The organism is Cohnella nanjingensis (genome assembly GCF_014212125.1).
In the GTDB taxonomy this organism is placed as follows: Bacteria; Bacillota; Bacilli; order Paenibacillales; family Paenibacillaceae; genus Cohnella; species Cohnella nanjingensis.
The window spans coordinates 33,158-46,783 of sequence record NZ_JACJVP010000018.1 but is presented as its reverse complement, the minus strand read 5'-3'; the positions used below and the strand labels follow the sequence as shown (position 1 = coordinate 46,783).

Sequence of the window (13,626 nt, the reverse complement as noted above, 5' to 3'; positions counted from 1 at the left end):
TTTTCGACTATCGCACCCCCAAAGTCCGCGTCTGTACCGGAGATAGTCGATTTTTTCGACTATCGCACCTTCAAAGTCCGCGTCTGCACCGGAGATAATCGATTTTTTCGACTATCGCACCCCCAAAGTCCGCATCTAAGGCCGCTTCGGCGGCCGCGTCGATGAGCGGCAGCAGCTTCGTCGTCGGTTTGCGTACACGTCCGATTGGCAATACGCGATGACCGCGATGGTCATGGCCGTGCTGCCTTCGATCGTGGTATTCATCTTCCTGCAGAAGTACATCGTTAAAGGCGTCGTCGCCGGGGCGGTCAAGGGCTGAGGAAGCTTGCGAACAGTCGGATTAGACGTTGGATTCATGTGAAAAACCGAGGGGCGCGCAAGGGCTCCGTTTGATTTGCGGCGAACATTTGTCACAAGAGGGTCCCTCTCCTCGTCTTGTGTGCAAGAAAGACGAAGAGGAGATGACGGGAATGCAAATGACAAGCGGAACGGATTCCTATGAGGTCGCGATCGTGGGCGGCGGGCTCGCCGGCTTGATCGCCGCGGCGGAGCTGGCGCGCGTGAATCGGAAGGTCGTCTTGCTGGAGCGATCGAACCGGTTCGGCGGGCGAGGGATAACCCATGAGAAGAACGGCGCGCTGTTCAATCTGGGCCCCCATGCGCTCTACCGGGGCGGAGAAGCTTATCGCATCTTGCGCGATCTGGGCGTGACGATCGACGGCGCCGCCCCGTCGGCCGAGGGCTACGGCATCTGGCAAGGCCGGCTCGTTCCGCTGCCGGGCGATCCGATGAAGCTGCTGCGTTCGAAGCTGCTCTCCTGGTCGGGGAAGCTGGAGCTCGGCCGGTTCATGACGCGCCTCCACAAGTTCGATCCCGCCGCGCTGCCGAAGATGAGCTTGCGACAGTGGGCCGAGCGCGAGATTCGCGATCCGATGGTCCGCCATATTTTCTACGCGCTGAGCCGGACGGGGACGTACAACAAGGAGATCGACCATCAGCTCGCCGGTCCTGCCCTGCTCCAAGTGCAGCGTTCGATGAAAGGCGGCGTCCTCTACCTGCACGGCGGGTGGCAGCCTTTGGCGGATCAACTGCGCGATCTGGCCGTGCGGGCGGGAGCGACCGTGCTAACCGGGAAGGCCATCTCCGGCATCGCGCATGACAACGGGCGCGTGAGCGGCGTGCAGCTCAAGGACGGCGAGATGCTATCCGCCGCGGCGGTGATCAGCACGCTGGGACCCGCAGATACGTATCGGCTCGTGCGGGGCGCCGAGCGGACGTCGCTGCAGCGCTGGAAGGACGAAGCCCGTCCGATCATGGCTGCCAGTCTGGACTTGGCGCTGGGTCGGCTGCCTGTGCCGAACCGTCACTTCGTCATCGGTCTCGACCAGCCGGTGTACTTCTCCCATCACTCCCGCGTAGCCCGTCTGAGCGATGATGGCCGTCTCGTCATGCACTTGCTCAAGTACAATGGCGCCGGAGACAGCGACCCCCACGCCGACGAGCGGCTGCTGGAGGAGACGATGACCTTGATTCATCCGGGCTGGCGTCAGGAGGTCGTCGCCCGGCAGTATCTGCCGAACATTGCCGTCTCCCGCGACTACATGCATGTAGGCCGAACGGGTCCCTTGCCCGGACCGGCCGTCCCGGAGCTGCCGGGGCTCTACGTGGCAGGAGACTGGGCGAGCCACGGCGAAATGCTCGTAGACGCCGCCGCCGCGAGCGCCGAACGGGCCGCCCGCCAAGCCTTGGACGTTCTGCGGACGGAGACGGGTTTGGCGGCATTTCAACCAGCTTGAGGTGATGAGATTGGATAACGGTCTGCTTACGAATCAAGTCTACGACGCATACAAGCCGCTCCTGTTCTCGCTGGCCTATCGCATGCTGGGAAGCGTGATGGATGCGGAGGATATCTCGCATGAAGCCTTTATCGCCCTGAATGCGTCCGATCCGGCCGCCATCCGCAACGTCAAGGCGTATCTATGCCGGATCGTGACCAACCGATGCCTCGACACGCTGAAGTCCGCCCGCCACCGCAGGGAAGTCTACGTCGGCCCTTGGCTCCCCGAGCCGCTCCTGACGGAGAAGGACGGACCGTACCAGGCGCTGGCCCGGCACGAGTCCCTGTCGACCGCCTACCTTCTCCTGCTCCAGCAGCTGTCCGCCGTCGAACGGGCCGTCTTCCTGCTGCGCGAGGCGCTCGGCTACGAGTACGACGAGATCGCCGAGATCGTCGGCAAGAGCGCGGCCAACTGCCGCCAGATCTTCCACCGGGCCAGGCGCGGCCTGGCGGAGCATCGCCCCTCGTCCGAAGAGAGCGGCGCGTCTGCGAGTACCATGAACGACCAGCTCGCGCGGCTCATCGGCCAATTCGTGCAGGCCCTGTCGACCGGCGACACCGGCCTGCTGTTAAGCACGCTGTCTGCGGACGCCGCCGCCTATTCGGACGGCGGCGGCAAGGTACACGCCGCCCTTCGGCCGATTCTGGGCAGGGACCGCGTGGCCATATTCATCGCCGGCGTCTACGCCAAGCAATCCGCAGGCTCTACGTACCGGCAAGCCGTCGTGGGCGGCGAACCCGGCATCGTCACGTACGCGGACGGGAAACCGGTGACGGTTCTCACTTTCCGCGCCGAGCAAGGCCGGATCGCCGACATCTATATCGTCATCAACCCGGAGAAACTAACGCGCGTCCAATGAGGACAACAGACTGCCGTTGCGGCTGCTCTCGGCGAAAATGGCCGAATTCTGTCCTCCCCTTGCGGGATTCCGATCCGATCGCATCCGGCACGTCCAGCCGCTTCCTCATGAGGAAGCGGCTGTTTCGTATCCTCGCGCATCCAAAATGCCGTCACGCGCCCCTCTTCGCCCACATACGCTGAATTAAAAAACGGGAGTGGGCGCATGTACCGCGGACCTGATCTCATCGCGCTGCCTGAGGATGCGGGCAGCCACCCGGCCTCCAACGTGGAGTGGTGGTACGCTTATGCCTTTCTGACGGGCGACCGGGGCAACCGCTATGCGGCGATGGCCTCCTTCTTCCGGGTCGGGGAGCTGGCGTTCCCCAAGGGCCACTACCTGATTCACTCCTTGATTCAACCGGACCGCGGCGAATTCGAGAGCCAATCCGAGCTGGACCGAATGCTGGTCGGCCAGATGGCGGGCCTCTATCTGCCGGCGTATCTCTTCATAAATCCGACGGACGGACACACCTGGGAGCAATACAAGCACGTGCTGACGGGCAGCCCGCCGCCTCCTCATCGCTTGCTCGGCCCCTCCGCCGTTCATTCCGATCCGACGAGGGTCGTCTACGGCGACAATCATCTGCTGTTCCAGGACGACCTCGACCCGCGCTTCCAGCTTCAACTAACCTCCGGGACGGCTCGCCTGCGGTTGAACTATACGCCGACGAAGCCGGTCGCGCTCATCGATGAAGCAGGAGATTTGAACGGGCTGCGCTACTACTCCGTGACGCGCAATCGCGTCATCGGGGAGCTCTATACGGCCGGCCGCGTCGAAACGGTGCGGGGCGAAGGCTGGTTCGACCATCAATGGGGCCGAAGCTACGGCTTGCTGCGGAGGGACGGCTGGGATTGGTTCGGCCTGCAGCTGCAGGACGGGAACGACCTGCTCGTCAGCCGGCTGCGTCCGGGCGGCGGTGCGCCGTATTCGGCCGCGAAGCTGATCCGGCGGGACGGGACGGTCGTCACGTCGGAGCGCGTCGGCCTGGCCCCGGAGAGATCCTGGCGCAGTCCGGAGACCGGCGCCGACTACCCGATCGCCTGGCGAATCGAGCTGCCCGACTTTCGTATGACGCTTCGCGTCGCGCCGGCTATGGCGCATCAAGAGATGCGCATCGCCGGTCCGCTGCGGGCGATCTGGGAGGGGGCTTGCGAGGTGAGCGGGGAAACGCGGTCGCCGGACGGAGGGATCCGCCCGGTGACCGGCCGGGGATTCGTCGAGTTGGTCGGTTATCCGCAGATGGAGAGTTGAGGAAGTTGAGCGGTTATCGCCACCATGCCGCCGAAGGGTAGGAGGCGCCTCCGATCAAGATGGTCTGCCCGATGCGCGGCGTCGCGATCGACGTGCGCCGTTCCCGGGCGGCTTTCGCCGCGCGCTCGACGGGGTCTCGCCAGTCATGAAGCGCGAGCGTGAAGGCGGCCCAGTGGATCGGGATCATGACCTTGCCGCCCACGTCGAGATGCGCCTGCACCGTCTCCTCCGGCAGCATGTGGATCGCCGCCCAGCGCTTGTCGTACTGCCCGCACTCCATGAGCGTGAGGTCGAAGGGGCCGTACTTGTCTCCGATCTGCCGGAAGTGCGGCCCGTATCCGCTGTCCCCGCTGAAAAAGACCTTCGCCCCCCCGCCATCGACGACCCATGAGCACCACAGCGTGGCGTTGCGGTCCGTCAAGCCGCGCCCGGAGAAATGACGGGCGGGCGTGCAAGCTAGCGTGAAACCCTCCCAGACGACCTCGTCCCACCAATCGTGCTCTTCGATCTTGCCGGGGTCCACGCCCCACCGTTCCAGATGGGCGCCGACGCCCAGCGGGACGAAGAACCGCCCGACCTTCTCCTTCAGCCGCTTGATCGAGCCGTAGTCCAGATGATCGTAGTGATCGTGCGAGAGCAGCACCGCGTCGATCGCGGGCAGGTCCTCGATCTCGATCGGGAGCCGGTCGCTGTACCGCTTGCCGCCGATGCCCGGGAACGGCGAAGGGGTACGGCCCAGCATCGGATCGAGCAGCAGTCTCCGTCCGTTCAGCTCCAGCAGCAGCGCGGAATGGCCGAACCATGTGACCTTGGCTTGGGGGCTGTCCGCGCCGTCCCGCTTCAAGGACAGGGGGCTCAGCAGCTCCGTCGCGAGCGGCTGGTCGGGCTTGCCGCCCGGCCGGCCTCTCATGAAGTCCCGCATGATCGCCAGATTCTCGCGTAACGACATGTTCATCGTAGTTGGCACTAGATTGACGAATTTCCCGTCTTCATAGTGAGGCGAGCTGCGCATTCGCGCCCGTGCGGCTTCGCCAGGCCTGCCGCCGAAAGCCGGATAGTAACGCAGCACGAGCAGCGTCGCGAGCGCGAGCGCTGCAAGCACGCCGATGACAATTAAGAAAGCTATCATACGAATTCTCCTTCTTTCCCGAACCCGGCAATTTGGTTTCTATTATGATGAGAATACCAGTATACGCATGCGAATACAAAGGAGGCAGGGCCCGATCGTGCAATTGACCTCGACGAGCAGGCCGTGGTTGCAGGAGGCTTTGGGGCGGCAGCGAGCGGACAGTTGGAGCGTTTTACGCTTACCGGCGCGCTCGAAGCGGATGCGAGGCCACAGTTGAAGCGGTTACTCCTACTGACGGGTACGTGATGGCTGTAGCGCCACAGTAGGAGCGTTTTGCTCCTACTGGCTCCAGCAAGATGGCTGAGAGGCCAGCCACCTCCAGGTACCTCCACAATCAGTAATAGTCGATTTTTTCGACGATCACCTGCCACCACGCACCTTCATGAGGCGAGATAGTCGATTTTTTCGACCATCGCCCTCCACCAGACACCTGCGCTGGCTGTTTGGAGCGTTTTGCTCCTACTGGCAGCCGCGGGCTGGTTGCAGGGGCAAAAAAAAGACGGATAAGGGTAATTACCCTTTCCGTCTTGATTGGGCTCATCCGTCATGACGACGGGTTGCCCAGCTCCACTCTGAGCCCGTAGAAGGCCAGCATCGGCCACCGCGTCGCGTCGTCGAACGGAACGTAATACGCCGGGTTCGTCTCGAAGGCGCCATGGACGACGGCCTCGCCTGCCAGCGCTCGGGAGAGCTTCAGCGCGATCTCGCGGGGTCCCGCGACCTGCCATGCCCGCACCTCCGCGCGCCCCGAAGCGTCCTCGACCGTGAACACGTTCTCCGTCGTATGGGCCAGGAGATGACCCGCCACGTTCGCGAATCGAAGCACGATGCGAGACTCGCCCGTCTCCGGGTCGCAGTCGTATTCGGCCTGGACGGCGCGCGGCGCCCGATGGAGCGGCCCGCGTCCATAGACGGCTCCCAGCGCGACCTTGGCGAGCCTGCCGCCGAGCTTCACGTTGCCCTCCGGGCCGTTGTGGATGTTGTCGCATACCGCGCAGTCGAGCGAAGGCACGACATGAACGCCCGGAATACGCTCGGCCGCCTGCCGCTGCGCTTCGCGCACCCGACCCCAGCAGCGGTCGAGCGCATCCGACGTCTCCCATCCGATCAGGCGGTTCAACTGTACAGTCAGCACCGGCAGTTCCGCATCGTCCAGATCCTCTCTCAGCTGACCGACGAAGCGCTTGAAGCGATCCGGATACGTCTCCGACTCGCCGCTCTCCGGCACGTTCGCGTCCGAGCAGCCTTGATACCAGGCCATCCCCTTCACGCCGCCTCCCGCATGCCGTACGATATCCAGCAGATTCCGGTACAGCTCGCCCGTCTCTTCCAGGTTCCAGCTGCGCAGATGCGAACCGCCGAGCGCCGCCGGCACGAGACCGATCGGGTAGCCGAGCTCGCGCTTCAACCGTTTGGCGAACGCGAGGAACGGCGAATGGCCCGGATTGGACCATTCCCGGTTCGGCGGGAACCGCGTATCCGTCGGGTCGTTCAACGGGTGGGTCGCCATATCCCATCGCCCGTTCAGTCGGAACAGGTGGACGCCGAGCTCGGGGTTGTCGTCGTGCGGCCCCCGTCCGTAGCCGGCCGCATTGCTCTGTCCGGCGATCAGCCAGAGGTCGCCGACGCCGAGATGATGGATCATGTCGCCGCGCACGGGCCACTCCATCGCCGGGTCGTCCTTGCGAATGCGCAGGCACGTCTCGACGCGATACAGCCCCCCGGCAGGCACGGCCAGCCGGATCGACCAACGGCGATCATCCGCCATCTCGCCGGACTGCCAAGGCAGGACCGCCTCGCCGTCCTCTTCCCGCATGACCCGTACGTAAGCCTGCGCCCGCTCCGGATCGAATTCTCCTTCCGCATGCCAGCTTCCCCGAAGCGCCAGTTCGGCGAAGCCCTCCCGCTGCTGGAGGATCGTCCATGACGCCGGGCCCTCCTCGATAAACAGGCCGCTTGCCTTCGCGATCGAAGCCATCTTCTATTCTCCTTTCGATGCATGTTGCTGCCGACTTGCCAGGTAGGACATGCCCAGCAGGACGGACGTCTCCGGATCCTCCGCTACCGTGAAGCGGGGCGTACCCCACGGCGTCCATGCCGTCTCCCGGACGCGCTCCGCCAACCGCGGCAGGAGACGATCCGCGGACTTCATCAAGCCGCCGCTCAGAATGACGACCTCCGGGTCGTACGCGTGAATGAGATTCACGATGCCCGCGCCCCAGTGCAGGAGCAGATCCGCCTCCAGCCGGGCGGCGAACGCGTCGCCTTCCTCGCTGGCGCGAAGGATCGTCTCGTATCCCCAGTCCTTCTCGCCCGCGAGCATGCTGTCCGCGAATCCCGGCAGCTTCGCGGCCCGCAGCGGAATGGCCCAGTGGCTCGCCTGCGCTTCCAAGCATCCCGGATTGCCGCAGTTGCAGCGCTCCCCGTAGATATCGGTAGCCAAGTGTCCGCCGAGGATGCCGGCCTGCCCGTGTCTCCCTCGCACGACCTCGCCGCCGATCATCGCGGCCGTCCCGATCCCGGTGCCGAAGATGACCAGCACGGCGTCCTTTTCTCCCCGAGCGTTGCCATAGGCGATCTCGCCGAGCAATGCCGCGCGGGCGTCGTTCTCCACGACGAGCGGCAGCCCTAGCTGCGATGCCGACCAACCGGCGAAGTCGAAGCCGAGCGCATCCGTATATTTGTCCTTGATGGAGAGAAGCGTCTTGCCTTCTCCGTCGATGATGCCGGGCAGCGCGATGCCGATGCCGCGACAGTCTGCCAGCGATACGCCCGCACCGCTCAGCAACCGGCGTATCCCTTGCTCCACGTCCGGCAGACGCGTCAACAGCCCGTTGTCGGATAGCGCCGGGATGCTAGTCTTCACCAGGACCGAGCCTTCGCGGACCAGTCCGATCTTGATGTTCGTACCGCCAAAGTCGATGGTGACGTTCACGCGGGTTCCCCCTAAGCCAAGTTCAAGTTCTGACGTACGCCTTGATCGTCCCGAGCCGCCCTTGCGGCCCGCCCGTCGGCCGAATCGTATAGGCGCCTACGGCGGCCGGCACGATGAACGTCTCCGCGTACCGGACGACAAAGGGCTCGAACGCGCCCGTCGGGCTCTCCACGACGGCTTCTTCCCCTTCGACCAGATTCAGCATCTGGACGCCGTCGTTCGTATGGTGGGGGACCGTATCCGTGAACCAATGCCGCCGCGTCTCGATGAATTCGAGCTCGTGCAGCCCCGTTCGCTCCTCGGACCAGCCTTCGCCTGCCGCGACCGGTTCGATCCGGTCCACCAGGTTCTCGCGCACCCACTCGGTTCGGCGGTCCCACTGGATGTTGCGGCGGCCGTGCTCCAGGTGGACCGGACGCGGCTTGCCGTCCAGCCCGAGGCGGTCCCAATCCCACAGCTTGAAGGTGAAGATATAGGGCGTCGCGCTGATCTCCAGCACCATCGTGTCCGTGCAGGAGCAGTGAACCGTGCCGGCCGGGATCAGGAAGTGGTCGTGCTTGCGCGCCGGGAAGGCGTTCACATGCCGATCGGCCGGGAAGGAACGGTCGCCCGCCTGCGCGCGCTCGAGATCCGCCATCATGGCGTCGGGATCGACGTCTTCCTTGAGCCCCAGATAGACGTTCGCGCCTTCCTTGGCCTCCAGAATATAATAGCTCTCGTCCTGCGTATAGGACATCCCGAAATGCTGCTGGATATAGTCGGTCAACGGATGGACTTGAAGGCTCAGGTTCTGGCCGCCGATCGTATCGAGGAAGTCGAAGCGGATCGGGAATTCGGCCCCGAACCGCGCATAGACACGCTCGCCCAGCAGCGCCTTCGATTCAAAGAAGACAACGTTCATCGACGGCAGCTCGATCTGTACGTCTCCGTACAGGAAGAGGAGGCTGTTCTCCTCGGGCACGCCGTCGAAGCCCCAGGCATACGGGTTGCCCTTCGGCTCCAGCCCGATATGCGCCTCCAGCCAGTTCCCGCCCCAGACGCCCGGATCGAAATACGGCACGAGACGGAACGGCCGCTGCACCGTCTGGCGCATGCCCGCGAACAGCGCCGCGCCCGTCACCATGCGGGGATCGTCCCGGCGGTTCGTGTCCAGATAGTAGTCCGCACCGCCCAACAGAGATCGCTTCAACCGGTCGGCCGTCCGCCACTCGACGAAGAACCCCCGTTTGTATTTCCGCAGGATGTCCTCATCCTCGTTGTCCGCGCGCCAATTGCCGAATTCCCGGCTGCGGTAGCGCTGCTGTATCTCCCAACGCGCCAGATCGGCGTAGATCAGCACGTCTCCCTTGGCGACTAGCGAAGCGCCGAAGCCGATCACGAGCACGACGCCTTCCTCTACCTCGCGAACCTGGCGGGCCGCCGCCGCGAGCCGCTCTTCGTCGTAGAATTCATCTATCGTAAAAGACGCTTTGTAGCCGAATACGCGATCCTCCGTCAGATAGCGTCCCAGTTTCTCTTGAAGTCTTGGGGCGTCGTGCGCCGCCTGCTCGGCACGCACCACCAGCGCGGGATTCAGCCCGCTCAGTCCGTTCACGATCTCTTCGATGCGGACGGCCGGGTAGCATTCGACGACGAAGATCGTCTTCGTCCGCCGCTGCGCATGCGCCGCCAGCAGTCTGGCGATATCGCCGTAGCCTGCCCACGCTTCCTGTTGCCAACCGTCGATCGCGATGACCGGTTCTTTCTCGTAAGATGCCATGCCAACCAACCCCCTCTTTTGGTATCCCAACTGACCTTCATGATAGAATATCGCCCGGTCGAATTCTTTTCAGGTTGAAGACGGCGATTTATAAAAAGTGGACAGAAACCGGCGTTCCTGCCCCGCGGTCATTGTATTCGACAGGGCTACCCGGTAAGATGTGTAGTACGGATGGTGTTCGCCCATGGAATTCACGCAACAGGAACTGAATCATAAAAACGCCATACTTAACGACTATGCCGCCAATCTGAACGGCTCCGATCTCTCCTTCTACGTCCACTATTGGGGCGGCGAGAGGAAGCTGTACACGAACCATGTGCACAAGCATTCCTTTTTCGAAATTTGTTACGTGCTCGACGGAGAGGGAGCCTACGAAGAAGGCGCGAACCGGCTGCCGATCGGGCCGGGCACGCTGTTCATGTCGCGTCCGCACCTGAAGCATCAGATCGTCAGCGAGGACGGCCTGTATATCGTGTTCGTCGCGTTCGAGCTGATCCCCTCGGACTCCTCCGAGGAAGGGGTACGCCGGTTCCAGAGCCTGGAGAAGTCCCGCGTCTTCCTGCTCCAGAACGCGCAAGCGCTTCCCGCCGTGCTGATGTGGCTCGCGCTGCTGAAGCAGACCGAAGTGGCGCAGCGCTTTTTCGACGACGGCGTCTTAGGGCTGGCCTGCGCGCTGCTGACCTCGTTCGAGAACGCGTTCTCCGACCAGCGCGGACCGGCCAGGACCGTGCCGGTGCAGCCTTCCGCCTCCACCCTCGTGCACCGGGCGAAGCTGTATATCCGGGACAATCTGGCCCAGGAGCTGAAGCTGTCCTCCGTGGCCGATTACCTGCATGTATCCCCCCGGCATCTCTCCCGCCTGTTCGGCGAAGAGCTCGGCCAGTCCTACTCGACCTATGTGCGCAGGGAGCGCATCCGTCAGGCCGTCACCCTGCTGACCACGACGGAGTGGTCGATCAAGCGGATCGCGGAGGAGACCGGCTTCGATACGGTGCATTACTTCACCACCGTGTTCAAGTCCGAGATGGGCGAGCCGCCGGGACAGTTCCTGAAGAAGCTGCGGGAGCATACGGACATGTTCTAGCCGGATCGGCCCAGCCAGGTCAGGACGATAACAGAACCTCCAATCCCGCTTCGGCCAAGCGGGATTGGAGGTTTCTTGGGTTGGCCATGCGAAGCCAAGCGGCAAATCAGCGTTCTAGACGAATCCGTACAGTTGCCAATCCGCCGCCCTCGAGCAGTCCGCGAATCGCGCCGTCCGTCACGTCCAGTTCGGCCGCATCCTCCTCCAGCGCATTGGCGCGGAACGCGCCCGCAACCCTAGCGCCTGGCACCCGGATCGTATAAGCTGCCGCGTCGTCCCGTTCCTCCGCGCTGCGGACGTCCTGCAGCCGGACGATCAGTCCGTCTCCGTCCTCTGCCGGCTTCACGTAGATCGCCGCGACGCCTTCGCCCGTCACCTCAAGCAGCGTGCCGTCCGAAGCTTCCGTGCAGGCATAGGCCGGGAACAGCTGCACCGGCTGCGCGGCTTCGATGCCCCGCCGATGCATCTCTTCCGAACGGAAAGGGCCTGCGAACGGCGTGATGACGTACGTGAAGCTCATCGGACCCGGCTGGCTGGCGCGGAAGTTGGTGTCCCAGTAGTTGTTAAGCGGCCAAGCGAGCAGCACCGGATCGGCCTCCCGCGGGATCGCAGCCTGCTCCCGGCCGAAGTGGAAGCCCCCGATCTGCACGAGCGGCGCGTCCGGGCAAGCCAACGTGACGCCATGCCGGCCGTCGAACACCGAGACCGCCTGATCTACGGTCACCCAGTCGCGGCAGACGCCGGGCAGTTGGTCGTCGTCCAGCCGGACAAGCGTGCCCGCGGTATCGAACGCGGCTTCCCAGCCCGCGTCCAGGCGGAGCGGGAAAGCGAAGTACAGCGACTCGGGCGCCCGGTCGTCCGTCTTGTCCAGCGTAGCCTGCAGCTCGATGCCCGGACGGTCGCGGAACAGCGTGATGCGCTGCTCCAGCCTGCGGACGCCCGGCGCCTCCCAGACCAGCGCGAGCGTCGCGCCGCTGTCGTGCTCTTTGACCGCGCAGGACAGCAGCTTCTCCGCCCCGCGCCGGCTGGCCGTCCACTCGCGGTTCCAGCAGCTAATGCTGTTGTTGCACTTGTCGATCTCGCGCAGGAACAGCGTCTCGCGGTGGCGGCGGTGCGCCAGCGGGTCGGGCATCTCATGCACGTATTGGAACCACGTCCACGGACTGCCCGGATCGATCATGGACCAGTCCGCCCGCTTGTCGAACAGCTCCGCGATCCGTCCCGTCTCCGGTTCGAAGCGCAGCCTGTAATAAGGCGTCTCGATCCGACCCTCGCCAGCGGAGACGGTTACGCTCGGGCGGCACTCCTCGGAAGCGAGCGCGGCCACGGGGACCTTCTTCCAACTGAAGGCCGGCAGCGTCACGGTGCCGGCGGAGGGCTTGGACCAGTCCGTGTCCAGGTTGTTGCGGTGAACGTGAAACCGGCCGCCGGCCGTATGACGGCCCTCGAAGTACCAGTAATCCGGCAGACGAACGTCCACGGTCTGCTCCGCCGAGGTCGGATTCACGAGGAGAACGCCGTCGGGCGCGCCCGACTGCAGCGGATTCCCGGCGAGCCGCTCCATCTCCCGGTTCAGCAAGTAGCCGCTCAGGCTGTTCGCCTGGTAGGCGAAATGCGCTTTGTGCCCCCATAGTACCTTGGTATACGCGGCGTCGGGTTCGGTGACCGAGATGTTGGCGCCCCAGGTGTGCTCGTCGTACAGCTGCACTTGCTCCCAGGCGTCGTCATATAGACGCGCCTCCGCCTCCTGCGCCGGTTCGCCGCGGAAGGCGGCGAGGAACTCCGCGCTCCGGAGCGCGGTCTTCGACCGGCGGGAGAGCCGCGTCTCGTCCGCGGAACTGGCCGCGCCGAAGTTCCAATAGTCCGTCCAGTCGCCCGGATGAACGGGCACTTGCTCCTGCGGAAGTCCCTTCAAGCGGTCCAGCAGCATCTCCGGCGTCACCATGCGAATCCGGGGACCTAGGCCGTCCGCGTTCCAGCGCCGGATCATGCCGAGCAGCTCTTGATCGGGCGGCGTGTTGTCCAGCATGGGGATGTTCGTCGCCGACAGGTAGACGAAATCGTACGGATAGCCTTCGCTCTCGAGACGCGAGAGGTAGCGGTCGAGCCCCGCCTTCATCTTGGCCATGTCGTTCTCCCACAGCTCGCCGAACTGCGTGAAGAGCGAATAGTGCTCGCCATGGAAGGTGAGCAGCTCCCTGCGGTCCGGAGCCGCCCAGCGGAACGCGCTCGGACGCTTGAACGGGATCCCCCCGAAGTGGGTGTTGATGCCGGTCGTATACAGCTCGATCCCCGCGTCCAGCAGAATCTGCGCGAACGTCCACGGCTGGCCGTTGATGTCGTGGTTCACCGCCGTACGGATCGGCACGCCGAACCGCTCCCGAAGCGCCTTCACGGGATAGAGGGCGCGCATCATCTCTTCCGCGGAGCATAGCGGCGTGCTGTGCATGTTCACGGCCGTCAGACAGATCTGACCGCGCCCGACGCATGCCGCGAATCGCTCGACCTGCCGGCCGTCCGCCGTCTCCAGCCAGCGCAGCACCGGCGCGGTCGCCTCGCAGGTCCAGTAGAACCGGTCGTCCGCCGGATCCCCGGCCGTCTGCTCGCACAGATCGATCGCTTGGTCGATATAGGACTTCTGCAACTCCCAGAGCACGGGCTGCGGATGGGTGTAGCCGACATCTAGATGACTGTGTTGATAGACGAGAATTTCCCGAATCTTGGACATG

The 13,626-nt window shown here is 64.2% G+C and carries 10 protein-coding genes and 1 pseudogene; 5 read left to right on the top strand and 6 right to left on the bottom strand.

Annotated elements, in window-relative coordinates; all coding sequences use genetic code 11:
* Window positions 1-193 precede the first annotated feature (193 nt).
* From H7C19_RS10950 to H7C19_RS10935, 4 genes and pseudogenes are all read left to right on the top strand, one after another.
* Window positions 194-319: pseudogene (locus H7C19_RS10950) on the top strand (carbohydrate ABC transporter permease); the annotation flags it as partial.
* Window positions 320-470: 151 nt separating this feature from the next.
* Window positions 471-1,796, top strand: coding sequence for a phytoene desaturase family protein (locus H7C19_RS10945; protein ID WP_246469430.1), 1,326 nt, complete (start codon window positions 471-473; stop codon window positions 1,794-1,796).
* Window positions 1,797-1,800: 4 nt separating this feature from the next.
* The gene (locus H7C19_RS10940; protein WP_185142691.1) at window positions 1,801-2,697 is read left to right on the top strand and encodes an RNA polymerase sigma-70 factor; all 897 of its coding nucleotides are present in this window, start codon (window positions 1,801-1,803) and stop codon (window positions 2,695-2,697) included.
* A gap of 204 nt (window positions 2,698-2,901) precedes the next feature.
* Window positions 2,902-3,990, top strand: coding sequence for a lipocalin-like domain-containing protein (locus H7C19_RS10935; RefSeq protein ID WP_185142690.1), 1,089 nt, complete (start codon window positions 2,902-2,904; stop codon window positions 3,988-3,990).
* 13 nt (window positions 3,991-4,003) lie between these two features.
* Here the strand turns inward: H7C19_RS10935 and H7C19_RS10930 are convergent, their stop codons facing one another.
* The 5 genes from H7C19_RS10930 to H7C19_RS10915 form a co-directional block, all read right to left on the bottom strand.
* On the bottom strand, window positions 4,004-5,119 hold the full coding sequence (locus H7C19_RS10930; protein WP_185142689.1) for an MBL fold metallo-hydrolase: 1,116 nt from the start codon (window positions 5,117-5,119) through the stop codon (window positions 4,004-4,006).
* A gap of 334 nt (window positions 5,120-5,453) precedes the next feature.
* A complete protein-coding gene (locus H7C19_RS34260) occupies window positions 5,454-5,660 on the bottom strand; it encodes a hypothetical protein (RefSeq protein WP_221469178.1) in 207 nt (68 codons plus the stop codon).
* A 3-nt stretch (window positions 5,661-5,663) separates the two neighbouring features.
* A complete protein-coding gene (locus H7C19_RS10925) occupies window positions 5,664-7,097 on the bottom strand; it encodes a sialate O-acetylesterase (RefSeq protein WP_185142688.1) in 1,434 nt (477 codons plus the stop codon).
* A gap of 3 nt (window positions 7,098-7,100) precedes the next feature.
* The gene (locus H7C19_RS10920; RefSeq protein WP_185142687.1) at window positions 7,101-8,054 is read right to left on the bottom strand and encodes an ROK family protein; all 954 of its coding nucleotides are present in this window, start codon (window positions 8,052-8,054) and stop codon (window positions 7,101-7,103) included.
* Window positions 8,055-8,076: 22 nt separating this feature from the next.
* Window positions 8,077-9,813, bottom strand: coding sequence for a class I mannose-6-phosphate isomerase (locus H7C19_RS10915; protein WP_185142686.1), 1,737 nt, complete (start codon window positions 9,811-9,813; stop codon window positions 8,077-8,079).
* Between the two features lie 184 nt (window positions 9,814-9,997).
* Here H7C19_RS10915 and H7C19_RS10910 point away from each other — a divergent pair, with 184 nt between their 5' ends.
* Complete coding sequence (locus H7C19_RS10910; RefSeq protein WP_185142685.1) at window positions 9,998-10,897, top strand: AraC family transcriptional regulator; 900 nt, start codon at window positions 9,998-10,000, stop codon at window positions 10,895-10,897.
* A 106-nt stretch (window positions 10,898-11,003) separates the two neighbouring features.
* Here the strand turns inward: H7C19_RS10910 and H7C19_RS10905 are convergent, their stop codons facing one another.
* Window positions 11,004-13,625 (bottom strand): glycoside hydrolase family 38 N-terminal domain-containing protein, encoded by a 2,622-nt coding sequence (locus H7C19_RS10905; protein ID WP_185142684.1) that lies wholly within the window; start codon window positions 13,623-13,625, stop codon window positions 11,004-11,006.
* Between the last annotated feature and the right edge of the window lies 1 nt (window position 13,626).

Bases quoted from the DNA above. Each gene is read 5' to 3' on its own strand.
- H7C19_RS10910 (WP_185142685.1), top strand. From the start codon at position 9,998: ATGGAATTCACGCAACAGGAACTGAATCATAAAAACGCCATACTTAAC.
- H7C19_RS34260 (WP_221469178.1), bottom strand. From the start codon at position 5,660: ATGAGCCCAATCAAGACGGAAAGGGTAATTACCCTTATCCGTCTTTTT.
- H7C19_RS10940 (WP_185142691.1), top strand. From the start codon at position 1,801: ATGAGATTGGATAACGGTCTGCTTACGAATCAAGTCTACGACGCATAC.
- H7C19_RS10935 (WP_185142690.1), top strand. From the start codon at position 2,902: ATGTACCGCGGACCTGATCTCATCGCGCTGCCTGAGGATGCGGGCAGC.
- H7C19_RS10930 (WP_185142689.1), bottom strand. From the start codon at position 5,119: ATGATAGCTTTCTTAATTGTCATCGGCGTGCTTGCAGCGCTCGCGCTC.
- H7C19_RS10945 (WP_246469430.1), top strand. From the start codon at position 471: ATGCAAATGACAAGCGGAACGGATTCCTATGAGGTCGCGATCGTGGGC.
- H7C19_RS10905 (WP_185142684.1), bottom strand. From the start codon at position 13,625: ATGTCCAAGATTCGGGAAATTCTCGTCTATCAACACAGTCATCTAGAT.
- H7C19_RS10925 (WP_185142688.1), bottom strand. From the start codon at position 7,097: ATGGCTTCGATCGCGAAGGCAAGCGGCCTGTTTATCGAGGAGGGCCCG.
- H7C19_RS10915 (WP_185142686.1), bottom strand. From the start codon at position 9,813: ATGGCATCTTACGAGAAAGAACCGGTCATCGCGATCGACGGTTGGCAA.